Source organism: Streptomyces sp. NPDC126510, from assembly GCF_040302345.1.
Classification (GTDB): Bacteria; Actinomycetota; Actinomycetes; order Streptomycetales; family Streptomycetaceae; genus Streptomyces.
The window spans coordinates 244,625-267,137 of the sequence record NZ_JBEORR010000006.1; the positions used below are offsets into that span (position 1 = coordinate 244,625).

Below are 22,513 nucleotides of genomic sequence, written 5' to 3' on the forward strand. Positions count from 1 at the left end.
GCACACGGCGACCTTCCGGCATAAAAGTCAGACTTTTAATTTTGAACGCGTCAGGCCAGCACCTTCGCACCGATCGAGGACTTCTTGAAGATGAGCACGCAGACAGCGGACAGCTTCGAATGGACCGGACTCGACCGGCGTGCGGTCGACACCGCCCGTCTGCTGGCGGCGGATGCCGTGCAGCGGGTCGGCAACGGCCACCCCGGCACGGCGATGAGTCTGGCGCCGGCCGCCTACACGATCTTTCAGAAGATGATGCGGCACGACCCCGCTGATCCCGAGTGGACCGGCCGTGACCGCTTCGTCCTCTCCCCCGGCCACACCTCGCTGACCCTCTACACACAGCTCTACCTCGCCGGCTACGAGCTGGAGCTGGACGACCTGAAGGCGTTCCGCACGCACGGTTCCAAGACGCCCGGTCACCCCGAGTACGGGCACACCGCCGGCGTGGAGACCACCACCGGCCCGCTGGGCCAGGGCGTCGCGAACGCCGTCGGCATGGCGATGGCCGCGCGCTACGAGCGTGGCCTGTTCGACCCGGAGGCCCCCGCGGGCGAGTCCCCCTTCGACCACACGATCTGGGCGATCGTCTCCGACGGCGACCTCCAGGAGGGCGTCTCCGCCGAGGCCTCCTCGCTCGCCGGCCACCAGAAGCTCGGCAACCTGGTCTTCCTCTACGACGACAACCACATCTCCATCGAGGGCGACACCGCCACCGCGTTCTCCGAGGACGTGCTGAAGCGCTACGAGGCCTACGGCTGGCACGTGCAGCGGATCGAGCCGCGGGAGGACGGCGACGTCGACGTGCACGCGCTGTACGCGGCGCTGAGTGCGGCTCGGGCCGAGACGGAGCGCCCCTCCATCATCGCGATGCGCACGATCATCGCCTGGCCCGCCCCGAACGCGCGCAACACCGAGGCCTCCCACGGCTCGGCTCTCGGCGAGGACGAGGTCGCCGCCACCAAGCGCCTCCTCGGCTTCGACCCTGAGCGGTCGTTCGAGGTGGCCGACGACGTACTGGCCCACACCCGCAAGGCCCTCGACCGGGGCGCCGAGGCGCACACCGCCTGGGACAAGCGGATCGCCGCCTGGCGGTCCGAGAACCCGGAGCGGGCCGCCACGTTCGACCGGGTCAGCAAGGGCGAGCTGCCCGAGGGCTGGGAGGACGCCCTGCCGGTGTTCGAGCCGGGCAAGGCCGTCGCCACCCGTGCCGCCTCCGGCAAGGTCCTGCAGGCCCTCGGCCCGGTCGTCCCCGAGCTGTGGGGCGGCTCGGCCGACCTCGCCGGCTCCAACAACACCACCATCGACAAGACCAGCTCGTTCCTCCCCGAGGGCAATCCGCTGCCGGAGGCCGACCCCTACGGCCGCACCGTGCACTTCGGCATCCGCGAGTTCTCCTTGGCCGCGGAGATGAACGGCATCGCCCTGCACGGCAACACCCGCGTCTACGGCGGCACCTTCCTGGTGTTCTCCGACTACATGCGCAACGCCGTGCGGATGTCGGCCCTGATGCAGCTGCCGGTGACGTACGTGTGGACGCACGACTCCATCGGCCTGGGCGAGGACGGCCCGACCCACCAGCCGGTGGAGCACCTGGCCGCACTGCGGGCGATCCCGGGCCTGAACGTCGTGCGCCCGGCCGACGCCAACGAGACCGCGGTCGTCTGGGCCGAGATCCTCAAGCGGCACGGCAGCGCCCCGGCCCCGCACGGTCTCGCGCTCACCCGTCAGGGCGTGCCCGCCTACGAGCCGGACCCGGCCGCGGCACGCGGCGGCTACGTGCGGTTCGAGGCGGAGGGCGGCACGCCCCAGGTGATCCTCATCGCCACGGGTTCCGAGGTGCACGTCGCCGCCGGTGCGCGCGAGCTCCTTGAGGCCGCCGGCGTGCCCACCCGCGTGGTGTCGATGCCGTCCGTGGAGTGGTTCGAGGAGCAGCCGCGTTCCTACCGCGACAGCGTCCTGCCGCCCTCCGTCAAGGCCCGGGTCGCCGTAGAGGCCGGGATCGGCCTGACCTGGTACCGGTTCGTGGGGGACGCCGGACGCATCGTCTCCCTGGAGCACTTCGGTGCCTCCGCCGACGCGAAGACCCTGTTCGCCCAGTACGGCTTCACCCCCGAGAACGTCGTCGCCGCCGCGCGGGAATCCCTCACCGCCGCCCGTGGCTGAACCGACCGCCCGAAAGAAGATGATCACTGTGTCCGAAGCGACCGCGCACGCGGGAGCACTCAAGCGCCTGTCCGACGAGGGCGTGTCGATCTGGCTCGACGACCTGTCGCGCCGGCGGATCGAGTCCGGCAACCTGGCCGAGCTCGTCGCCACGAGGAACGTCGTCGGCGTCACCACCAACCCGTCCATCTTCCAGGCCGCCATCGGCTCCGGCGCGGGCTACGAGGAGCAGCTCGCCGACCTGGCGGTGCGCGGTGTGACGGTCGACGAGGCCGTCCGGATGATGACGACCGCCGATGTCCGGGCCGCCGCCGACGTCCTGCGCCCCGTGTACGAGGCGACCGGGGGCCGGGACGGCCGGGTCTCCATCGAGGTCGACCCGCGCCTCGCCCACGACACGGCGGCGACCGTCGCCGAGGCCCGGCAGCTGGCCTGGCTGGTGGACCGTCCCAACGTGATGATCAAAATCCCGGCGACGCGGGCGGGCCTGCCCGCGATCATGGAAGTCATCGGGGCGGGTATCAGTGTCAATGTGACGCTGATCTTCTCGCTGGAGCGGTATCGCGAGGTGATGGACGCCTATCTCGCGGGCCTGGAGAAGGCGCAGGCGGCCGGCCTCGACCTGGCCGCGATCCAGTCGGTCGCCTCGTTCTTCGTCTCCCGGGTGGACGCCGAGATCGACAAGCGGCTGACGCTGCTGGGCACCCAGGAGGCCCTCGCCCTGAAGGGCCGGGCCGCCCTGGCCAACGCGCGGCTCGCCTACGAGGCGTACGAGCAGGTCTTCGCCGGGGCGCGCTGGCAGGCGCTGGGCGGGGCCCGCGCGAACCGGCAGCGCCCCCTTTGGGCCTCCACCGGTGTGAAGGACCCTGCCTACAAGGACACCCTGTACGTGGACGAGCTGGTCGCCCCCGGCACGGTCAACACCATGCCGGAGGCCACGCTGGACGCCGTCGCCGCTCACGGCGACGTCCAGGGCGACACCGTCTCCGGCGGCTACGCCCAGGCTCGCGCGGACCTGGCGGCCGTCGAACGGCTCGGCATTGCATACGACGAGGTGGTGCGGCAACTGGAGGACGAGGGAGTGGCCAAGTTCGAGGTGGCCTGGCAGGAGCTGCTGGACGCGGTCACCAAGTCCTTGAACGACAAGGGAGTTGACGCGGAATGAGCGAGGGCATCGAGGGCATCCCCCAGACGGCCGAACAGGAGACCAAGGGGACCAAGGAGGAGAAGGAGGCCCTGGCCGCCCAGGAGGCGGCTGGGGTCGAGCAGAGCGGGGTGAGCGGCCACGCCCCCCGTACGGAGCACGCCGACACCGACTTCGAGAACCCCCTGCACGACGCACGCGACCGTCGACTGCCGAAGATCGCGGGACCCTCCGGGCTCGTCATCTTCGGCGTCACCGGCGACCTGTCCCGCAAGAAGCTGATGCCGGCCGTGTACGACCTGGCCAACCGCGGTCTGCTGCCGCCGGGCTTCTCCCTGGTGGGCTTCGCCCGCCGGGACTGGGCGGACCAGGACTTCGCACAGGTCGTGCACGACGCGGTCCGCGAGCACGCCCGGACCCCGTTCCGTGAGGAGGTCTGGCAGCAGCTCGCCGAGGGCATGCGGTTCATCCCGGGCGACTTCGACGACGACACGGCGTTCAAGCAGCTGCGCTCCGCGGTCGAGGAGCTGGACGCCTCCCGTGGCACCAGCGGCAACTACGCCTTCTACCTCTCGGTGCCGCCGAAGTTCTTCCCGAAGGTCGTCCAGCAGCTGAAGAAGCACAAGCTGGCGAGCGCACCCGAGGGATCCTGGCGCCGCGCGGTCATCGAGAAGCCGTTCGGGCACGACCTGGCGTCGGCCGAGGAGCTCAACCGCATCGTGCACGACGTGTTCGATCCGGAGCAGGTCTTCCGCATCGACCACTACCTCGGCAAGGAGACCGTACAGAACCTCCTGGCGCTGCGCTTCGCCAACCAGATGTTCGAGCCGATCTGGAACCGGTCCTACGTCGACCACGTGCAGATCACCATGGCCGAGGACATCGGCATCGGCGGCCGGGCCGGGTACTACGACGGCATCGGCGCCGCCCGTGACGTCATCCAGAACCACCTGCTCCAGCTGATGGCGCTCACCGCGATGGAGGAACCGGCCGCCTTCGACGCCCCCTCGCTGCTGACCGAGAAGCTCAAGGTCCTCAAGGCCGTGCGTCTCCCGCAGGACCTCGGGGCGAACACCGTGCGCGGGCAGTACGCGGCGGCCTGGCAGGGAGGCGCGAAGGTACGCGGCTACCTGCAGGAGGACGGCATCGACGCCTCCTCCACGACGGACACCTACGCCGCGATCAGGCTCCAGGTGGACAACCGCCGCTGGGCGGGCGTCCCGTTCTACCTGCGCACCGGCAAGCGCCTCGGCCGCCGGGTGACGGAGATCGCGGTCGTCTTCCAGCGGGCCCCGCACTCCCCCTTCGACTCCACCGCCACCGAGGAACTGGGCTCCAACGCGATCGTCATCCGCGTCCAGCCGGACGAGGGCATGACCGTCCGCTTCGGCTCCAAGGTGCCCGGGACGTCGATGGAGATCCGGGACGTCACGATGGACTTCGCCTACGGCGAGTCGTTCACCGAATCGAGCCCCGAGGCGTACGAACGGCTGATCCTTGACGTGCTCCTGGGCGACGCCAACCTGTTCCCCCGTCACCAGGAAGTGGAAGAGTCCTGGAAGATCCTCGACCCGATCGAGCAGTACTGGGCCACGCACGGCAGGCCCGCGCAGTACGCCTCGGGCAGCTGGGGACCCGAGGAAGCCGACGAGATGCTCGCACGAGACGGACGGAGCTGGCGCAGGCCATGAAGATCGACCTGACCGACACCACGGCAAGCAAGATCAACAAGGCGTTGGTGCAGGGCCGCCGCGCCATCGGCACGCCCGCCGTGGGCATGGTCCTGACGATGGTGATCGTCACGGACGAGGAGAACGCCTACGACGCGATCAAGGCGGCCGAAGAGGCCTCGCACGAGCACCCCTCGCGCACCCTGGTCGTCATCAAGCGGCACGCCCGCACCCCGCGCGACCGCCAGTCCTCCCGGCTGGACGCCGAGGTCCGGGTGGGTGCCGACGCGGGCACCGGCGAGACGGTGATCCTGCGGACCTACGGCGAGGTCTCCGAGCACGCCGACTCGGTGGTGCTGCCGCTGCTGCTGCCGGACGCGCCGGTGGTGGTGTGGTGGCCGGTGGACGCCCCCGAGGTGCCCTCGAAGGATCCGCTCGGTGCGCTGGCCCAGCGGCGGATCACCGACCTGTACGCCGTGGAGAACCCGCTGGAGACGCTGCAGGCGCGGGTCCGCTCGTACGCCCCCGGAGACACCGATCTCGCCTGGACCCGGCTGACGCCCTGGCGTTCGATGCTCGCGGCGGCGCTGGACCAGGCCCGGGCGCGGATCGTCTCGGCGGCGGTGGAGGCCGAGGCCGAGAATCCGGCCGCCGAGCTGCTGGCCCGCTGGCTGGAGGCACGGCTGCACGTGCGGGTCGACCGCGTGGTCACCGCCGGGCCGGTCGTGACGGCCGTGCGCCTGGGTACCGAGCACGGCGAGATCGTCATCGACCGCCCCGAGGGGCCGCTGGCCACGCTGACCCTGCCGGGCCAGCCGTCGCGCACCCTCGCGCTGAAGGTCCGTGCGACCTCCGAACTGATCGCCGAGGAGCTGCGGCGCCTCGACGCGGACGAGATGTACGCCATCGCCCTGAACGGCGAGGCGACCGAGGAGACCCCTGCTCATGTCTGACTCCCCCTCCGACTCCCCCAGGCTCAGCCGGCGCCCCGAGTGGACCGCCCTGGAGGACCACCGCACGGACACCCTGCCGCGGCCGGACCTGCGTGAGCTGTTCGCGGCGGACCCGGGGCGCGCCGAGCGCTACGTCGTGCACGTGGGCGATCTGCGGATCGACTACTCCAAGCACCTGATCACCGACGAGACGCTGGCCCTCCTCCAGGAGCTGGCCGCGGCCACCGACGTGTTCGGGCTGCGGGACGCCATGTTCCGGGGCGAGAAGATCAACACCACCGAGAACCGGGCCGTGTTGCACACCGCGCTGCGCGCCCCGCGGGACGCCGTGATCGAGGTCGACGGCGAGAACGTGGTGCCCGCTGTGCACGCGGTGCTCGACAAGATGGCGGACTTCGCCGAACGGGTGCGGTCGGGCGAGTGGACCGGCCACACCGGCAAGCGGATCCGCAACGTCGTCAACATCGGCATCGGCGGCTCCGACCTCGGCCCCGCCATGGCCTATGAGGCGCTGCGGCCGTTCACCGCGCGGGAGCTGACGTTCCGCTTCGTGTCGAACGTGGACGGCTCGGACCTGCACGAGGCGGTGCGGGACCTGGACCCGGCGGAGACGCTGTTCATCGTCGCCTCCAAGACCTTCACCACGATCGAGACGATCACCAACGCGACCTCGGCGCGCTCCTGGCTGCTGGCAGGCCTCGGGGGCGACGACAAGGCGGTGGCGAAGCACTTCGTCGCGCTGTCGACCAACGAGGAGAAGGTCGCCGGCTTCGGCATCGACGTCGACAACATGTTCGAGTTCTGGGACTGGGTCGGCGGCCGTTACTCGTACGACTCCGCGATCGGTCTGTCCCTGATGATCGCGATCGGCCCGGACCGCTTCCGGGAGATGCTCGACGGTTTCCGCATCGTCGACGAGCACTTCCACAACGCCCCCGCCGAGGCCAACGCCCCGCTGCTGCTGGGCCTGCTGGGCGTCTGGTACGGCAACTTCCACGACGCCCAGTCGCACGCCGTGCTGCCCTACAGCCACTACCTGTCGAAGTTCACCGCCTACCTCCAGCAGCTCGACATGGAGTCCAACGGCAAGTCGGTGGACCGCGACGGCGACGCGGTGGAGTGGCAGACCGGTCCGGTGGTGTGGGGCACGCCCGGCACCAACGGCCAGCACGCCTACTACCAGTTGATCCACCAGGGCACCAAGCTCATCCCCGCCGACCTGATCGGCTTCGCCCGGCCCGTCGCCGAGCTGAGCGACGAACTGAAGGCGCAGCACGACCTGCTGATGGCCAACCTGTTCGCGCAGGGGCAGGCGCTCGCCTTCGGCAAGACCGCCGAGGAGGTGCGCGCGGAGGGCGTGCCCGAGGAGCAGGTGCCGCACCGCACCTTCCGGGGCAACCACCCGACCACGACGATCCTCGCGACCGAACTGACCCCGTCGGTCCTCGGCCAGCTGATCGCCCTCTACGAGCACAAGGTGTTCGTGCAGGGCGCCGTCTGGAACATCGACTCCTTCGACCAGTGGGGCGTCGAGCTCGGCAAGGTGCTCGCCAAGCGCGTCGAGCCCGCCCTGACCGCGGGCGCGGATGTCCCCGGTCTCGACCCGTCCACGGCCGCCCTGGTGGCCGCCTACCGCAAACTTCGGGAAGTGAACTGACATGCAGATCGGTCTTGTGGGTCTCGGCAAGATGGGCGGCAACATGCGCGAGCGCCTGCGCAACGCCGGCCACACCGTCATCGGCTACGACACCAACCCCGAGAAGTCGGACGCGAGCAGTCTGGCCGACCTCGTCAACCAGCTGGAAGCGCCCCGCACGGTCTGGGTCATGGTCCCGGCCGGGGAGCCCACCCAGCACGTCGTCGACCAGCTCGCGGGCCTGCTGAAGCCCTACGACACGGTCGTCGACGGCGGAAACTCCCGCTGGACGGACGACGAGAAGCACGCCGAGGAGCTGAGCAAGCGCGGCATCGGCTTCGTCGACGCGGGTGTCTCCGGCGGCGTGTGGGGCCTGAAGAACGGCTACGCCCTGATGGTCGGCGGCGAGAAGGAGACCGTCGACCGGCTGCTGCCGATCTTCGAGGCGCTCAAGCCGGAGGGCCCGTACGGCTACGTCCACGCGGGCAAGGTCGGTGCCGGGCACTTCGCCAAGATGGTCCACAACGGCATCGAATACGCGATGATGCAGGCCTACGCCGAGGGCTGGGAGCTGCTGGAGGCCGTGGACTCGGTGGACAACGTCCGCGAGGTGTTCCGCTCCTGGCAGCAGGGCACCGTCATCCGCTCCTGGCTGCTCGATCTGGCGGTGGACGCCCTGGACGAGGACGAGCACCTGGCGGAACTCCGGGGCTACGCCCAGGACTCCGGCGAAGGACGCTGGACGGTGGAGGCCGCGATCGACAACTCCGTGCCGCTACCCGCGATCACCGCCTCACTCTTCTCCCGGTTCGCCTCCCGGCAGGACGACTCGCCGCAGATGAAGATGATCGCGGCGCTGCGCAACCAGTTCGGCGGCCACGCCGTCGAGTCCGCGAAGAAGGCCTAAGACGTGGGTGATCTGCTGCTGGTCCGCCACGGCGAGACGGAGTGGAGCCGGAGCGGACAGCACACCAGCTTCACCGACCTGCCCCTCACCCCGCACGGTGAGGAGCAGGCCGCCTCGCTCGCCCCGCTCCTCGCGGACCGCTCCTTCGCGCTGGTCCTGACCAGCCCGCTCGGCCGCGCGGTGCGCACCGCCGAACTCGCGGGCCTGACCGGGACCGTGCAGGACGCGGACCTGCACGAGTGGCACTACGGCGCCTACGAGGGCGTCACCACCGAGGAGATACACCGCACCCGTCCCGACTGGGACCTGTGGACCGACGGGGGCCCGCCCGGCCCCGACGGCGAGCCGGGCGAGTCCCCCGAGGAGGTCGGCGAACGGGCCGACCGGGTGCTGGCCCGGGCGGAGAAGTCGCTGCCCGACGGGGACGTGATGCTGGTGGCGCACGGCCACTTCCTCCGCGTGCTGACCGCCCGCCGGCTGGGCCTGTCCCCGGCGGAGGGGCGGCTGTTCCGGCTGGAGACCGGGACGGTCAGCCGGCTGTCGACCGAGCACGGCCGGCCCGTGATCGCGGAGTGGAACACCCGGGCGTAACGTGCCCCGGCCGGAGGTGAGTTGACACCTCCGGCCGGGCACGTCAGAGTCCCGGCTGATGGAGATCGACGACATGACGCCCGCCGAGGAGCGGGTGTGGCGCGCCTTTCCCCGGGGGCAGGACGTGGACTTCCGGGGCACAGCCGACGAGGACGCGGCGCGGGGCGCGGACTGGGGACCCGAACGGACCGTACGGGCGGCCGTGGTGCGGGCACTGCTACTGAGCGCACCCCGGGAGGACGGAGAGACCGCCGCCCTCAGGCTGGCCGGCGCGCGGATCACCGGGGAACTGCTCCTCCAGTACGCCGACATCGACCACGCCGTGCGCCTCAGTGGCTGCTTCTTCGAGGACACCCCCGTGCTGTACGCGGCGCGCCTGCGGCAGCTGAACCTGCGCGGTTCCGCCCTGCCCGCCCTGAGCGCCGAGACCCTGCGCGTGGATGGTGTGCTGCGCCTGTCGGACTGCCGGTTCGGCGGGCCCGTACGGCTGGGCGGGGCGCAGGTCTCCGGCGCGCTGTTCCTGGACGGGGCAGCCATCGACGAGCCGCCGGCCGGTCAGCCGGCACTCCAGCTCAACCATGTGACCATCGGGGACGGCCTGTCGGCGCCGGGGTTGCGCACGCGCGGCGAGGTACGGCTGTCGGGCGCGACGGTCGCCGGCACGATCGACCTCAACGGGGCGCGACTGGAGGCCGGTGCCGGTGCGGTCGCCCTCGACGCGGAGACCCTCACGGTGGAGGGCGACGCCAGGCTGCGCGAAGCGGACGTGCTGGGCTGGATCGGCCTGCGCGGCGCCCACATAGCGGGCCGTCTCGACCTGTCGCACGCGCGGCTGGCGAATCCGGGTGACGCGGCGCTGCGGGCCAGCAGCTGCACCATCGGCGAACTCTGGCTGCGCAAGGGGCCTCGTATGGAGGGCATCCTCAACCTGCGTCGCGCTCAGCTCGACGTGCTGTTCCTGGAGCCGGAGGTGGTGCCCGACGAGGTCCTGCTCAACAGCCTCGTCTACACCTCCCTCACCCCGCACGAGCCGGCCGAGCGGCGGCTGGCGATGCTGGAGCGGGACGGCGAGGGTTATGTCCCGCACGCCTACGAGCAGTTGACCGCCGCCTACCGCAGGATCGGCGACGACCCCGCGGCCCGCCTCGTCCAGCTCGCCAAGCAGCGCCGCAGGCGCGCCACCCTGCCCTGGTACGGCCGATTGTGGGGTCATGTGCAGGACGCCACCGTGGGCTACGGCTTCCGCCCGCTGCGGGCCGCGGGCTGGCTGGTGTCGCTGCTGATGGCCGGCTCCCTCGTCTACGCCCTGCACCATCCCGCGCCGCTGAAGCCGGACGAGGCGCCGCAGTTCAACCCGCTGTTCTACACCCTCGACCTGCTGCTTCCGGTGATCTCCTTCGGACAGGAGGCCGCGTTCGCCCCCACCGGCGGCTACCAGTGGCTCTCCTACGCCCTCGTGCTCATGGGCTGGATCCTCGCCACCACCGTCGTCACCGGCATCACCCGCACCGTCAGCCGCCAGTGAGCGCCACGCCGTGTGCTGCGCGGTCGGCCGTGCCCTAGGACGAAGCCCCGACGGCCCCGGCCAGTGCGGTCAGATCCGCCGGCATCCGCGCGGCATCGGGCTCCCGGCCGGTGAACAGGCGGAACGCGTCGGCGGCCTGGAAGGCGGCCATGCCGCCGCCGTCGAGGGTGGCGCAGCCCAGGGCGCGGGCGGTGCGCAGCAGCTCGGTCTCCAGCGGGCGGTAGACCACCTCGGCCACCCACAGGCCGGAGTGGAGAAGTTCAGCGGGCACGGGCAGGCCGGGGTGGGCGGCCATGCCGGTGGGGGTGGCGTGGACGACGCCGTCGGCGTGCGCGAGCACGTCGGCCTGCCGGTCGGGGGGCGCGGCGGCCGCGCGGCCCTCCCCGAAGGTGCGGTTCAGGGAGCCGGCCAGCGCCGCGGCCCGCTCGGGCAGGGCGTCGACGACGGTGATCCGCCCGGCGCCGAGTGTGAGCATGGCGTCGGAGACGGCCGCTCCCGCGCCGCCCGCGCCCAGCTGCACGACCCGCTCCAGTGGCGCGTCGGGCAGCCCGCGCGCGAACGACGCGGCGAAGCCTGTGACATCCGTGTTGTGGCCGGTCGCGCGTCCGTCCTCGAAGACGACGGTGTTGACCGCGCCCAGCGCCTTGGCCTGCGGGGCGATCGCGTCCAGGTGCTCGATGGCGAGCTGCTTGCAGGGATGCGTGATGTTGAGTCCGTCGAAGCCCAGGTCCCGGGCGGCCCGCAGCAGATCGCCCACCGCCTCGGGCGGCACGCCGAGTGTGTCGATGTCGATCAGCCGGTACACCAGGCGCAAGCCCTGCCGCTCGGCCTCCCGCTCGTGCAGTGCCGGGCTGAGCGACGGACCGAGACCCGGCGAGCGGACGGGCCCCTGCTTCTAGAATCACCGGCACCGGCCCCCGAGCCCGAAGGAACCCGATGACCAGCGTCGAAGAACCGGCACGACCCGGCGAGCGCATCCGTGACGCCGCCCGGACCCGGGCCGAGATCCTCGACGTCGCCACCCAGGAGTTCGCCCGGGCCGGCTACGACGGGGCCCGGGTCGACGAGATCGCCGCCCGCACCCGCACCACGAAGCGGATGATCTACTACTACTTCGGCGGCAAGGAGCAGCTCTTCACCGCCGTGCTCGAGCGCGCGTACGGCGTGATCCGGGAGGCCGAGCAGCAGCTGGACGTCGACCATCTGGACCCGGTCGCGGCCATCCGGCGCCTGGCCGAGCTGACCTTCGACCACCACGAGCAGCACCTCGACTTCATCCGCCTGGTCAGCATCGAGAACATCCACGAGGCGCAGCACATCGCCGACTCCGAGATGCTCGGGAAGATCGGCTCCCCCGCCCTGGACGTGATCCGGCGGATCCTGGCGTCGGGGCAGGAGTCGGGCCTGTTCACGGCCGACGTCGACGCCGTCGACCTGCACGCGATGATCTCCTCCTTCTGCTTCTTCCGGGTCGCCAACCGGCACACCTTCGGCGCCCTGTTCGGCCGCGACCTGCTCGACGGGGTGCAGCGCGCGCACTACCGCGCGATGCTGGGCGACATGGTGATCGCGTACCTGACGGCGGAGCGCACGGCCCACTGAAGGCCCGGCGCGGGACCTCTTGACACCGGCGGCAGGCGGGCGCAGCATCACTCGCTTCTCGGCGCCGCCCGGTGTTCCTGATCGGCGCGGCCGGCAGCGCGGTGACGATGTTCCTGTACCTGTGGGCCCTCTCCACCGGCTCCTACCCGTTGACCTTCCTGACGGGCGTCCTCTGTTTCGGCGTGGTCTACAGCGCCGCGAATGGCGTGTGGCCCGCCGTCTACGGTGAGATGTTCGCGACCCGTGTCCGGCTGTCCGGGGTGGCCATGGGCACCCAGATCGGTTTCGCGGCGGCCGGGTTCGCGGCGCGGATCGCCGGGCCCGGGGCCGACGGCTGGTCGGCGGTGGGGCTCTTCACGGCGGCGTTGTGCGTGCCGCCGGTGATCGCCGCGCTGTCGGCGCGGGGCTTTTTTCAGCTGTTGGACCAGGCCCGGCGGCACAGGACCAGGCGGTAGCCGTCCGGGTCCTGGATCGTGACTCCCCACTCGTTCCAGTAGGGGTTGGGGGACTCGACCCTCTTGCCGCCGTGCTCCTCCAGGCGGGCGACCAGGTCGTCCGGGACGGGGCCGTCCACGTAGACGACCAGCAGGTCCTCCTCCGTGGGGCGGGGCTCGACCGGGCGGGCGGGCTCGTGCACGAGTTCCAGGTGCCAGTCGGCGTCGGGCCAGCCGAGCATCAGCAGGTCGTGCTCCCCTGGTCCGTCCCCGCCCTCGGCCCGCCACAGCACACCGAGTCCGAGCCCCGGGCCCCAGAACCGCTCGGCCGCCACGAGGTCCCGGGAGGGACGGGCGATACGGATGTGGCTGCGACCGTTCACGGGCATCGGGACCTCTTTCTCCTGGCGTCCCGGCCGGTTCTCCTGGTGTCCCGGCGGGGCGGTGATCCGAGCCTAGGAAGCCCGCCCCCACCGCACCATCGGCCATCGGTCCTGCGTCCGCGGCCCTACGGCCCTCGCTCACGTGTTCCTGCGCGGTCACGAACCGTTCCTGCACCACGATGGGGGTCTGAGGCGGTCCGGGCGGGGTATGCCGGATCTCACCTCGACCAGCGCGACGGGAGACGAGCCATGGCACAACTGCGACAAGAGGTCGATCCGGATGAGGCCGGGCTGGATCCGCAGGTGCTGGGCCGCCTGGACCGGAACTTCGCCCGGCTGGTCGAGGAGGGGCGTCTGCCGGGCTTCCTCGTGTCCGTCGCCCGGGCCGGACGCGTCGCCCACCTCACGACACACGGCATGCGCGACATCGCGGCCCGCCTGCCGGTCGAGCCCGACACGCTGTGGCGCGTGTACTCCATGACGAAGCCGGTCACCGCGGTCGCCGCGCTGCTGCTGGTGGAGGAGGGCCGGCTCTCGCTGGACGACCCGGTCGCCGACCACCTGCCCGCCTTCGCCGAGCCGCGGGTCTATGTCGGAGGCAAAGGGGCCGATGTCGAGACCCGCCCGGCCGACGGCCCGATACTCGTCCGGCATCTGATGACCCACACCTCTGGCCTGACCTTCGGCTTCTACCACACCCACCCCGTCGACGCCCTGTACCGCGAGGCCGGCCTGGAGTCGTCGGTGCCGCCGGGCGCGGACCTGGCCGAGACGATCGAGGTGTACGCGAGTCTGCCGCTGCAGTTCGAGCCGGGCACCGAGTGGAACTACTCGGTGGCCAGCAACGTCCTGGGCAGGATCATCGAGGTCGTCTCCGGCCGACCGCTCGACGTGTTCTGCGCCGAGCGCGTCTTCGGGCCGCTCGGCATGACGGACGCGGGCTTCCACGTCTCGGACGCACAGGCGCCCCGGCTCTCGGAGATGTACGGGGAGAAGGAGGGCGGCGGCATCGAGCCGATCGCGGGGCTGCCGCTGCGCGGCCGGCCTCGGTTCCTGTCGGGCAGCGGCGGCCTGGTGTGCTCGGCCCACGACTACCACCGCTTCATGGAACTGCTGCGCCGCCGGGGCGAACTGGACGGCGTGCGGCTGCTCGATCCGCGGACCGTGGAGCTGATGACCCGCAACCACCTGCCCGGCGGCGCCGACCTGCGGGCCTTCGGCAGCCGCCCCGCCCACGACGAACCCGGCAACGAAGGGCTCGGCTTCGGCCTCAACTGCTCCGTGGTGATCGACCCGTCGCGCACCCTGGTCCCGTCCGGGCTCGGCGCCTTCGGCTGGAGCGGCGTGGCGACGACGACGTTCTGGGTCGATCCGGGCCGCGACCTGACGGTGCAGTTCATGACGCAGGTGCGGCCCCGGACCTCCCACACGGTCTTCAAGGACCTCAAGCGGCTCGTCCACGAGGCCCTGTCGGACCGATGACCGCTACCGGTCGACGCGCAGGGTGAAGTCCAGGCCGTCCCGGGCGAGTTCACGCAGCCACTGCTCGGACCGGGCAGCCGTCTCCGCGGCGCGGTTCAGGCCGGGCGGCAGGGAGCCGTCCAGGACGTGGCGGACGCCGAGGGCGAGGGTCCGTGAGACGCAGCGGGCCATCGCGCTCTCCCCGGCATCGCCTACCAGGTCGAGGAGGCCGCCGCCCTGCCACGTGCGCCCCGACTCGGCGCGCACGTCCAGCGACACGGCCAGGACCACCCGGTCACGGTCGTCGTCCGTGGTGGGGTACCTGGCGGCCAGCTCCCGGGCCAGAGCGGCGATCCGGGCGTCGTCGCCGGTCTTCAGCTCCTCGAAGACGCCGTCCCAGGCGCGCAGCCAGCCCTCCAGACGCAGGGTGCCGCGGACGAACGTACGCGGTGTCCAGGCGTCCGGCAGCCCGTACTGCGCGACGAACGGGACGCTGTCGCGGTTGGGGTAGACCTCGAAGGTCTCCGCGTCGACGACATGCCGCCGGGTCGCCTCCCAGGGCCGCTCGGCGACCGTCTCCACACCGCCCTCGAGGTAGCGGGCCGGGGAGCGCAGGGCGCCCAGGACACCCGCGGGGGCCCAGCTGAAGCGGTACGTGAAGTCGTTCGGGACGGCGGGGACACCGCCGCAGTACGACGTGAAGGTGTAGGAGGCGGGCGTCCCGTCGCCGATCGCCTCCCGGGCCCGGGCCACCAGGGCGTGGGCGAACAGGTGGTCGATGCCGGGGTCGAGTCCGGCCTCCGTGAGGACGACGAGCCCGGCTTTCCGGGCGGCGGGCACTCGCTCCAGCACCGCCTCCGACACATAGCTGGAGCACGCGAAGTGCGCCCCCTGCCGTACGCACTCGGCGAGGAGCGGGGCGTGCTCCGGTGCGGGCAGCATCGACACGACGACGTCGCCCGGGGCGAGTTCGGCGGCGAGCCCGGACGGCGTGTACGCGCGGGGCTCGGCCCGGCCGGCGAGACCGAGCTCGCCGAGGGCGTCGGCGGCGCGGCTCTCGGTGCGGTGCCAGAGCCGTACCCGCTCGGCGGTGTCGCACAGCGCGGCGAGACCGCTGCCCGTGGACAGGCCGGCGCCGATCCAGTGGACGGCGCCACTCGCCGGTGCCGGTTCACTGGTCAAGGGACTCCCCCTTGACGAGGCCGTGGGCGCGGGACGCGTCACGGAACCGGTCCAGGCAGCGCCCCCAGGCCCCGGAGACGCCGAAGTCGAGCAGGTGGGGCAGCAGGGCGGCCGAGAAGTCGGTGCTGGACTCCAGCGGCAGCAGGGACGGCAGGTTGTCGATGGCGATCAGGTCGAGCGGGGGCTCGTCGCGCAGCCGGCGTACCGGCTCGTCCCAGGAGGTGGTGTCCTCGTACACCGGCAGGACGTTGAGCGGGGAGCCGACGTCGCAGGTCACGTCGCACAGGGTGCGCAGGCGACGGTCGGGGGCGTCCAGGTCCTGTGGGCGCAGGAAGGGCGGGACGGGAGTGGTGGCGAGCACGGCGTTGACCATCACGTCGTGCCGCAGCAGGGCGGCGCGGTCGAGGTCGCGGGTCTCGGCCAGGTCCCAGCAGGTCGGGTCGGCACCTGCGGTGGCGAAGGCCGTGCGGGCGCCGCGGCCGCTGCGGCCCAGGGCGCCGATGACGAGGCCGGTGAAACCGGCGTCGGCGGCGTCCGGCTTCAGCGTCTCGTCCAGGTCTTCCTTGGTGGTCGGGGCCAACGGTGCCCGCAGCCGGCCCCGGTGCCGGAGCACGGCGAGGGCGGCGCCCAGATAACCGGCCCAGAACCCGAAGGCGGCCAGGCGCCGCCCGGTGTCGTCCACCAGGTACTCCAGATCGAACAGAGCCCCGCCCCCGGCGGCGAACCGGCCCAGCAGGTCCGCCGCGCCCGGCTGGCCCTTGTAGGCGTGGCCGAAGAAGATGTGCCGGTGCGTCAGTCCGGCGGGTTCGCCGGGCAGTTCCTTCAGGCCGAGCACGACCGCGTCCCGCGGCGCCGTCACCCAGGAACCCGAGGGCGCGACCCGGCAGCCGGCCGCCTCGTACTCCTCGATCGGGAAGACCCGCTGCGGGGACTCCTCGACGGTCAGTTCCACTCCGTGCCCGACGAGCCGCCGGGCGTCGTCGGGCACGATCGGAGTGCGTCGCTCGGTCGTGCGGGCCTCGTGGCGCAGCCACAGATGGAGCTCGGTCATACCAGGTGGGCCTCCGGCGTGAGGCGTCGGCCGCCGAGGGCCGACGCTTCTGGGGCGGACGCCACGAAGCGTACGCGGCCCGCTACCGGGCCGCGTACGGATTCGCCCAGGTCACGTCGGGCAACCGAACCCGCCGTAGCGGTCAGGAGGAGCTCACCACCGCGTCCAGGTGGGGCAGGTGATGGTCCAGACGCTCCCGCTTGGTGCGCAGATAGGTGATGTTGTTCTCGCACGGCGGTATGAGCAGCGGCACCTGCTCGGCGACCGTGATGCCATGGTCCACCAGCGCCTCACGCTTGCGCGGGTTGTTCGACATCAGGCGCACGGACCGCACGCCCAGGTCCTCCAGGATCCGCGCGGCGACACCGTAGTCGCGGGCGTCCACGGGCAGGCCGAGGGCGAGGTTGGCCTCGACCGTGTCCAGGCCCTCCGCCTGCAGGGCCATCGCGCGCAGCTTGCCGAGCAGGCCGATGCCACGGCCTTCATGCCCTCTGAGGTAGACCACGACACCGGCGCCCTCGGCGACGACCGCGCGCAGGGCCGCGTCGAGCTGGTCGCCGCACTCGCAGTGCTGGGAACCGAAGGCGTCGCCGGTCAGGCACTCCGAGTGCAGCCGGATGAGGACGTCGTCCGCGCCGATCTCGCCGTAGACCAGCGCGACCTGTTCGTCACCGCGGTCGTGGTCCATGTAGCCGATCGCCTGGAATTTCCCGTACACGGTGGGCAAGGGGGCATTCACGACGCGTTCCACGCCGGTCCGCTGCGGTGCCTTCTTGCCGAGTACGCCAATTTTGTCTGTCATGATTCTCGAGTTCCTAAGCAGAGACGAAAGGCCGTGACGATATGAGTGATCTGGTGCCGGCGGACACCACGGAAGACGTACGGACGCGAGCTGCCGGCGTCTCACGGCAGGTCGCGGTGCTTCCCGTGGGGAGCTTCGAACAGCACGGCGCGTATCTTCCGTTGGCGACCGACACGCTCGTCGCCTGTGCCGTCGCGCGGGAGATAGCCGGCGCGTATCCGGTGCACCTCCTTCCTCCGGTGACGATCTCGTGCTCGCACGAGCACGCGGCCTGGCCGGGGACCGTGAGCATCTCCTCGGTGACCCTTCATGCGGTGGTACGGGACATTGCGGCTTCGCTGCGCCGGTCCGGGGTCGACGCCCTGGTGGTGGTCAACGGGCACGGCGGCAACTACGTACTGGGCAACGTGGTTCAGGAATCCTCCGCCCGCGGCGAGCGGATGGCGCTCTTCCCGGCCGCGGAGGACTGGGAGGCGGCGCGCGAGCGGGCGGGTGTGGTCACCTCGCTGCTCACCGACATGCACGCGGGGGAAATCGAGACCTCCATCCTTCTGCACGCTCATCCCGAAATGCTCCGGCCCGGTTATGAGACCTCCGATTTCGTCGCTGACGACCGGCGTCATCTGCTCACCCTCGGCATGTCCGGCTATACCGATTCCGGTGTCATCGGCCGTCCTTCGCTGGGTTCGGCGGAAAAGGGGAAGGAACTGCTGGCGAGCCTTGCGGATTCGTTCGGGGCGTATTTCTCGATACTGACCTCCGACGCGTAGTCACCCTGTGGCGCCGGGGCCCCGGGAGTGGCCCCGGCCCGCAGGCCCGCGTACCAACGGGCGACGAGCACGATCAGGCCGGGCAGGCTCGCCACGAGGCTGAGCACGCCGTAGACGACCGCGACGGCGAGCCCCCGGCCCGCGCCCAGGCCCGCGGCGCCGAACGCCCAGGCGGTGACGCCCTCCCTGGGCCCCCAGCCGCCGACGTTCAGCGGCAGGCCCATCGCCAGCAGGGCGAGGACGGCGAGGGGCAGCAGGACGGCCACGGAGGCGGCGGTCCCGGCGACCCGGGCGGCGAGTACGAACATCGCGACGTAACCTGCCAGCACGACCACGGAGGAGACAACCACTCCGGGCCCGTTCCGTCGCGACAGCAGCCCTTCGCGGGCCTCGGCGAGGAGCGCGCGCAGCTTATGACCGCGGGCCGAGGGTGCCGAGCGGTTCATGCGCAGGGCGAGGACGACGGCGAGTGCGCCCAGGGCGGTCAGGGCCGCTAGCGGGGCGATGTTCCGGGCCTGGGCCAGCACCGGGGACGGCATGGTCAGCAGGACGACGGCCCCGGCGGCGAACAACGCGAGCTGCCCGGCGGTCCGTTCGAGGACGACCGCCTTCACGCCCCGCCGCAGGTCCCCCTCGCTCTGCCCGTGCCGTACGGCCCGGTGCACGTCGCCGAGAACGCCGCCGGGCAGGGCCGCGTTCAGGAACAGCGCCCGGTAGTAGTCGGCGACGGCCGGCCCGAACGGCAGCCGGATCCTGAGCCCCCGGGCCACGATCGCCCACCGCCACGCGCTGCACACGGTGGTGACGAGCCCGATGCCGAGCGCGAGCAGCAGCGACACCCCGTCGATACGCCGCAGTCCGTCCAGGAAGACGCCGGTACCGAGGCGCCAGAACAGCACGCCCAGAATGGCGACTCCGGCGAGGGTGCCGAGGTGCGTACGGGCCTTCGGGGAGCCGAGGCGGGCCAGGGCCGCGCGGACCGGGCCGGGCGCCGGCGTGCCGGTGCCGTCCAGGTCACGGGCGCCCTCCGGGACAGTGCCGGCCGAACCGCCGGTGCCCTCCGGGGCAGTGCCGTCCGGGCCGCCGGTGCCCTGCGGGCCGAGGGCGTTCGGGCCGGTGTCGTCCTGGGCGTGACGGTTCGTCGGGACTTCGGCCACCCGGATCGGGCCGGACGGGGCCGAGGCGGCGGGCTCGCTCCTGTCGCCCACCACCGGGCACGGCACGGCCGCGTCCCCCCGGGCCGTGTCCACCGGGCCGGAGGGCGCGGGCACACGGGTGCCGCCGGCGGTCGCGGGCGACCGGGGGTGCTCGGTGAGCGTGGTGGGCGGGCGCGTTCCCGTCGCCTGCGGGCTCATGACGCTCCGCCCACCGGGCGGGACAGAGCGAGGAGGTCGACGTGGTGGACGGTGACGTGCAGCTCGCCCGCCGCGCAGGCCGCCAGCCTGTTGGTCAGGTAGACGTCGGCCTCGGCCCGCAGTTCGGGGCGCTCCTCGACGGCGGCGCCGACCCAGCCGCGCAGCCACTGCTCGGTGAGCGCGGCCTGCTCGGGGCCGAGCCGCCAGGCGCTCGGGTGCAGCCGTACGGTCGCGCCGTGCTCGGAGAACGCCTCCGCCGCAGCGGTGACCGCGTCGGGTCCGAGCAGGCCGTCACGACGCTGGTGGTCGTTGAACGCCTGGGCGATCTCCGCGTCCAGCGGGTGGGACGGGGTCAGTTCCACGCGCCCGGCGACGGACAGCGTCAGCAGGGCGGGGCAGCCGGCTCCGGCACATGCGGCGGCGAGCGTGTCGATCTCCTCGCGTTTGAGGACGTCCAGCAGGGCGGACGCCGTCACCAGGGACGCGCCCTGCAGGGCGTCCGGGGTGAGGCGGGAGACGTCACCCCGGCGCGTCTCCACGCTGACCCGGCTGCCGTCGGCGGCCGAGCGCGGGGAGGAGACGGCGGCGAAGTGCAGCAGGTAGGGGTCGCGGTCGTGCAGGATCCAGTGCTGGGCGCCGTCCAGGCGGGGTGCGAGCCAGCGGCCCATCGAGCCGGTGCCGCAGCCCAGGTCGTGGATGACCACGCCCGACTTGCCCGGCAGGTTGGCGAGCCGGATCCGCAGCGGGTCGAGCAGGTCGTGCGCCCGTGCGGCGGCATCGGCAGGCTCGCGCAGCTCCAGCCACTCGGGCGCGTACCGGGGCGGGTCGTCCGGGTTGGCCTCACGCAGCTTGACGGTCGGACGCGAGCCGGGCCGGCCGCTGGGTCCGGCACCGGGGATGACGGCGTCCGGGGCGTACCCCGGGACGAACTCCACGCTGGAGCCCAGGCCCGGGGTTGCCGCGGTCCCGCCGGGAACCGCGCCCGCGATGCCCGTCGTGGCGGACTGCCCCGGGCCGGGCTTGCCGCCCGGAAATACGCCGTTCGTCACGCCCGTGACCTCCCTCGGCCCGGGCTGTGCCGGGATCGCCCCGCTCTGCTGGGTCGTCGTCGCCGGGTTCGTCATGCGGCCCTCCGGGGTTCGGTCGGGAGCCGGCGCAGTACCGCCGCCAGACTCTGTGCGGTCGTCGCCCAGCCGTCGAGGGCGGCACGGCGGCTGCGGGCGGCGGCCTTCAGGCGGCGTCGCACGTCCGCCTCGCCGAACCAGCCGCGCAGTTCGGCGGCGATGGCGGCCGGATTCTCCGGCGGGACGAGGATGCCCGGCACCCCGCCGCCGGGGGCGCGGCCGACCGCTTCCGGCAGCCCGCCGACGTCCGTGGCCAGCACCGGGATGCCCCGGGCCAGCGCCTCGGTCACCGCCATGCCGTACGTCTCGGCGTAGGAGGTGAGGACCATCAGGTCGGAGGTGGCGTAACTCGCGTCGAGCGCGGGGCCGGACTTCGGACCCGCCAGCTCGAACCGGTCCTCGATGCCGTGCTTCCTGATGAGGGACCGCAGGTGGTCGACGTACTCCGGGTCCTGGGTCAGCGAGCCGACGCACACGCAGCTCCACGGCAGGTCGCTCACCGCGGCCAGCGCCTCCACCAGCCGGTGCTGGCCCTTGCGCGGGGTCACGGCGGCCACGCACAGCAGGCGCGACACCCCGTCGGTTCCGGGTGCGAGCGGCGCGATGTCCGCGCCCGGGGCGGCGACGTGCACCCGCTCGGGCGGAAGGCCGTGGTGGGAGACCAGGCGGCGGACCGCCCAGTCGCTGGTGGCGATCACCGCCGGCACCGCCCGCAGCACGGTCCGCTCCTTGGCGTCCAGTTCGGCGGCGACCGCCGCGTCCAGGCCCGTCTCGTCGCCGAGCGGGAGGTGGACGAGGACCGCCATGCGCAGGCGTTCCGCCTCGGGGACCACGATCTCCGGCACGCCGCAGGCCACCAGCCCGTCGAGGAGCACGACGGATCCGTCGGGCAACGCGGCCAGAGCGCGGGCCAGTTCCGTACGGGCGTCGGCTCCCGGCCGGGGCCAGTCGCCGGCCACGGCGTGCTTGGTCACCTGCCAGCCGAAGCCGGGCAGGTCCAGGCACACGCGCCGGTCGTAGGCGTTGCCGCCGCTGGGGGCCGTCGGGTCGTCGATGCCGCCCGGCAGTACGAAGTGCACGGTGCGCAGGGACATGGGGATGATCTCGGCGTTCTTCAGGGAGGCGTGCTGCACGGGAACATAATTCAGCCGTGCCGGTGCCGGGCCCATGTGCTCGGGCCGTTCGACGGTCGTGTCGGTCACAGCGCACGCTCGTAACTCGCCCAGGCGATGTGCGATTCGTGCAGGGTGACGGTCAGGCCCGCGATGCCCTTGGCGCCCTCGCCCAGCGCCCCCTTGTGGATGCGCTCGGCGAGCCGGTCGGCGATGACCTTGGCGAGGAACTCCGTGGAGGTGTTGACCCCGGCGAAGTCGGGTTCGTTGTCGAGATTGCGGTAGTTCAGCTCGCTGACGACCGCACCGAGTTCCTGGGTGGCCAACCCGATGTCGACGACGATGTTGTCCTCGTCCAGCTGCTCGCGCCGGAACGTGGCATCCACGAGGAACGTGGCTCCGTGCAGGCGCTGCGCGGGTCCGAAGACGTCGCCACGGAAGCTGTGGGCGATCATGATGTGATCGCGGACGGTGATGCTGAACAACGGACGACCCTCCAGGTGCGGCGCGTCTGCTCCCCGCTCTCGGTGCCGGGGATGCCGAGTAGTACGGCCCGTTGCCTTCCCCTGTTCAGCCTGTCGTACGTCTTTTCTCAGGTCAGGCGCTCTTGTCGTGGCCGACTCGTACCGGAAGGAACGAATCGTC

At 72.0% G+C, this 22,513-nt stretch carries 18 protein-coding genes and 3 pseudogenes; 12 read left to right on the plus strand and 9 right to left on the minus strand.

Translation table 11 applies throughout. The features are described 5' to 3' along the window. The first annotated feature begins 90 nt into the window (after positions 1–90). Genes tkt through ABTX60_RS10545 form a run of 8 tightly spaced genes read left to right on the plus strand, consistent with a single transcriptional unit; the run spans position 91 to position 10,592 of the window. Positions 91–2,166, plus strand: coding sequence for a transketolase (gene tkt / locus ABTX60_RS10510; RefSeq protein WP_352096691.1), 2,076 nt, complete (start codon positions 91–93; stop codon positions 2,164–2,166). A gap of 19 nt (positions 2,167–2,185) precedes the next feature. Next, a complete protein-coding gene (tal, locus tag ABTX60_RS10515) occupies positions 2,186–3,331 on the plus strand; it encodes a transaldolase (RefSeq protein ID WP_352096692.1) in 1,146 nt (381 codons plus the stop codon). Continuing rightward, entirely contained in the window at positions 3,328–5,001 is a 1,674-nt protein-coding gene (gene zwf / locus ABTX60_RS10520; RefSeq protein ID WP_352096693.1) for a glucose-6-phosphate dehydrogenase, read from the plus strand. Before tal ends, zwf begins: the two co-directional genes overlap by 4 nt. After that, positions 4,998–5,933 carry a glucose-6-phosphate dehydrogenase assembly protein OpcA gene (gene opcA / locus ABTX60_RS10525; RefSeq protein ID WP_352096694.1) on the plus strand — a complete coding sequence of 312 codons (936 nt, stop codon included), beginning with the start codon at positions 4,998–5,000 and terminating at the stop codon, positions 5,931–5,933. The genes zwf and opcA overlap by 4 nt, the downstream gene beginning before the upstream one ends. Then, positions 5,926–7,590: a glucose-6-phosphate isomerase gene (gene pgi / locus ABTX60_RS10530; RefSeq protein WP_352096695.1), complete on the plus strand. Its 1,665-nt coding sequence runs from the start codon at positions 5,926–5,928 to the stop codon at positions 7,588–7,590. Before opcA ends, pgi begins: the two co-directional genes overlap by 8 nt. Before the next feature lies 1 nt (position 7,591). Further along, a complete protein-coding gene (gene gnd, locus ABTX60_RS10535) occupies positions 7,592–8,476 on the plus strand; it encodes a phosphogluconate dehydrogenase (NAD(+)-dependent, decarboxylating) (protein ID WP_352096696.1) in 885 nt (294 codons plus the stop codon). 3 nt (positions 8,477–8,479) lie between these two features. After that, a complete protein-coding gene (locus ABTX60_RS10540; RefSeq protein ID WP_352096697.1) occupies positions 8,480–9,067 on the plus strand; it encodes a histidine phosphatase family protein in 588 nt (195 codons plus the stop codon). A gap of 58 nt (positions 9,068–9,125) precedes the next feature. After that, entirely contained in the window at positions 9,126–10,592 is a 1,467-nt protein-coding gene (locus tag ABTX60_RS10545) for a translocation/assembly module TamB domain-containing protein (RefSeq protein WP_352096698.1), read from the plus strand. 34 nt (positions 10,593–10,626) lie between these two features. Here ABTX60_RS10545 and ABTX60_RS10550 read toward each other — a convergent pair. Then, positions 10,627–11,463 (minus strand): annotated as a pseudogene (locus tag ABTX60_RS10550) (shikimate dehydrogenase); the annotation flags it as partial. A 65-nt stretch (positions 11,464–11,528) separates the two neighbouring features. Between ABTX60_RS10550 and ABTX60_RS10555 the strand changes: the two are divergent. Together ABTX60_RS10555 and ABTX60_RS10560 are read left to right on the plus strand one after the other, a co-directional pair. Further along, positions 11,529–12,194, plus strand: coding sequence for a TetR family transcriptional regulator (locus ABTX60_RS10555; protein ID WP_352096699.1), 666 nt, complete (start codon positions 11,529–11,531; stop codon positions 12,192–12,194). A 59-nt stretch (positions 12,195–12,253) separates the two neighbouring features. Continuing rightward, positions 12,254–12,649: pseudogene (locus ABTX60_RS10560) on the plus strand (MFS transporter); the annotation flags it as partial. Here the strand turns inward: ABTX60_RS10560 and ABTX60_RS10565 are convergent. Further along, positions 12,607–13,017, minus strand: coding sequence for a VOC family protein (locus ABTX60_RS10565; protein ID WP_352096700.1), 411 nt, complete (start codon positions 13,015–13,017; stop codon positions 12,607–12,609). The pseudogene ABTX60_RS10560 and the gene ABTX60_RS10565 overlap by 43 nt on opposite strands. A 243-nt stretch (positions 13,018–13,260) precedes the next feature. Here ABTX60_RS10565 and ABTX60_RS10570 point away from each other — a divergent pair, with 243 nt between their 5' ends. Next, positions 13,261–14,493, plus strand: coding sequence for a serine hydrolase domain-containing protein (locus ABTX60_RS10570; protein WP_352096701.1), 1,233 nt, complete (start codon positions 13,261–13,263; stop codon positions 14,491–14,493). A 3-nt stretch (positions 14,494–14,496) separates the two neighbouring features. Here ABTX60_RS10570 and ABTX60_RS10575 read toward each other — a convergent pair whose 3' ends face one another. The 3 genes from ABTX60_RS10575 to ribA all read right to left on the minus strand — a co-directional run bounded on the left by ABTX60_RS10575 (position 14,497) and on the right by ribA (position 17,507). After that, complete coding sequence (locus tag ABTX60_RS10575; protein ID WP_352096702.1) at positions 14,497–15,654, minus strand: saccharopine dehydrogenase family protein; 1,158 nt, start codon at positions 15,652–15,654, stop codon at positions 14,497–14,499. Further along, the gene (locus ABTX60_RS10580; RefSeq protein ID WP_352096703.1) at positions 15,644–16,705 is read right to left on the minus strand and encodes a saccharopine dehydrogenase; all 1,062 of its coding nucleotides are present in this window, start codon (positions 16,703–16,705) and stop codon (positions 15,644–15,646) included. Before ABTX60_RS10580 ends, ABTX60_RS10575 begins: the two co-directional genes overlap by 11 nt. Before the next feature lie 142 nt (positions 16,706–16,847). Next, the gene (gene ribA, locus ABTX60_RS10585; protein WP_352096704.1) at positions 16,848–17,507 is read right to left on the minus strand and encodes a GTP cyclohydrolase II; all 660 of its coding nucleotides are present in this window, start codon (positions 17,505–17,507) and stop codon (positions 16,848–16,850) included. A gap of 41 nt (positions 17,508–17,548) precedes the next feature. On the opposite strand from ribA, the gene ABTX60_RS10590 reads away from it, so the two are divergent. Then, the gene (locus tag ABTX60_RS10590; protein ID WP_352096705.1) at positions 17,549–18,277 is read left to right on the plus strand and encodes a creatininase family protein; all 729 of its coding nucleotides are present in this window, start codon (positions 17,549–17,551) and stop codon (positions 18,275–18,277) included. 140 nt (positions 18,278–18,417) lie between these two features. Here ABTX60_RS10590 and ABTX60_RS10595 read toward each other — a convergent pair. The 4 genes and pseudogenes from ABTX60_RS10595 to ABTX60_RS10610 form a co-directional block, all read right to left on the minus strand. Further along, positions 18,418–19,632 (minus strand): annotated as a pseudogene (locus ABTX60_RS10595) (lysylphosphatidylglycerol synthase transmembrane domain-containing protein); the annotation flags it as partial. After that, the gene (locus ABTX60_RS10600) at positions 19,629–20,756 is read right to left on the minus strand and encodes a class I SAM-dependent methyltransferase (protein ID WP_352096706.1); all 1,128 of its coding nucleotides are present in this window, start codon (positions 20,754–20,756) and stop codon (positions 19,629–19,631) included. The gene ABTX60_RS10600 and the pseudogene ABTX60_RS10595, both read right to left, overlap by 4 nt. Beyond that, positions 20,753–21,958, minus strand: coding sequence for a glycosyltransferase family 4 protein (locus ABTX60_RS10605; protein ID WP_502992303.1), 1,206 nt, complete (start codon positions 21,956–21,958; stop codon positions 20,753–20,755). Before ABTX60_RS10605 ends, ABTX60_RS10600 begins: the two co-directional genes overlap by 4 nt. Continuing rightward, positions 21,955–22,353, minus strand: a complete 399-nt coding sequence (locus ABTX60_RS10610; protein ID WP_030843501.1) for a 6-pyruvoyl trahydropterin synthase family protein — start codon at positions 22,351–22,353, stop codon at positions 21,955–21,957. Before ABTX60_RS10610 ends, ABTX60_RS10605 begins: the two co-directional genes overlap by 4 nt. Positions 22,354–22,513 lie beyond the last annotated feature (160 nt).

Bases quoted from the DNA above. Each gene is read 5' to 3' on its own strand.
- tkt (WP_352096691.1), top strand. From the start codon at position 91: ATGAGCACGCAGACAGCGGACAGCTTCGAATGGACCGGACTCGACCGG.
- tal (WP_352096692.1), top strand. From the start codon at position 2,186: ATGATCACTGTGTCCGAAGCGACCGCGCACGCGGGAGCACTCAAGCGC.
- zwf (WP_352096693.1), top strand. From the start codon at position 3,328: ATGAGCGAGGGCATCGAGGGCATCCCCCAGACGGCCGAACAGGAGACC.
- opcA (WP_352096694.1), top strand. From the start codon at position 4,998: ATGAAGATCGACCTGACCGACACCACGGCAAGCAAGATCAACAAGGCG.
- pgi (WP_352096695.1), top strand. From the start codon at position 5,926: ATGTCTGACTCCCCCTCCGACTCCCCCAGGCTCAGCCGGCGCCCCGAG.
- gnd (WP_352096696.1), top strand. From the start codon at position 7,592: ATGCAGATCGGTCTTGTGGGTCTCGGCAAGATGGGCGGCAACATGCGC.
- ABTX60_RS10545 (WP_352096698.1), top strand. From the start codon at position 9,126: ATGGAGATCGACGACATGACGCCCGCCGAGGAGCGGGTGTGGCGCGCC.
- ABTX60_RS10555 (WP_352096699.1), top strand. From the start codon at position 11,529: ATGACCAGCGTCGAAGAACCGGCACGACCCGGCGAGCGCATCCGTGAC.
- ABTX60_RS10565 (WP_352096700.1), bottom strand. From the start codon at position 13,017: ATGCCCGTGAACGGTCGCAGCCACATCCGTATCGCCCGTCCCTCCCGG.
- ABTX60_RS10570 (WP_352096701.1), top strand. From the start codon at position 13,261: ATGGCACAACTGCGACAAGAGGTCGATCCGGATGAGGCCGGGCTGGAT.
- ABTX60_RS10580 (WP_352096703.1), bottom strand. From the start codon at position 16,705: ATGACCGAGCTCCATCTGTGGCTGCGCCACGAGGCCCGCACGACCGAG.
- ribA (WP_352096704.1), bottom strand. From the start codon at position 17,507: ATGACAGACAAAATTGGCGTACTCGGCAAGAAGGCACCGCAGCGGACC.
- ABTX60_RS10590 (WP_352096705.1), top strand. From the start codon at position 17,549: ATGAGTGATCTGGTGCCGGCGGACACCACGGAAGACGTACGGACGCGA.
- ABTX60_RS10600 (WP_352096706.1), bottom strand. From the start codon at position 20,756: ATGACGAACCCGGCGACGACGACCCAGCAGAGCGGGGCGATCCCGGCA.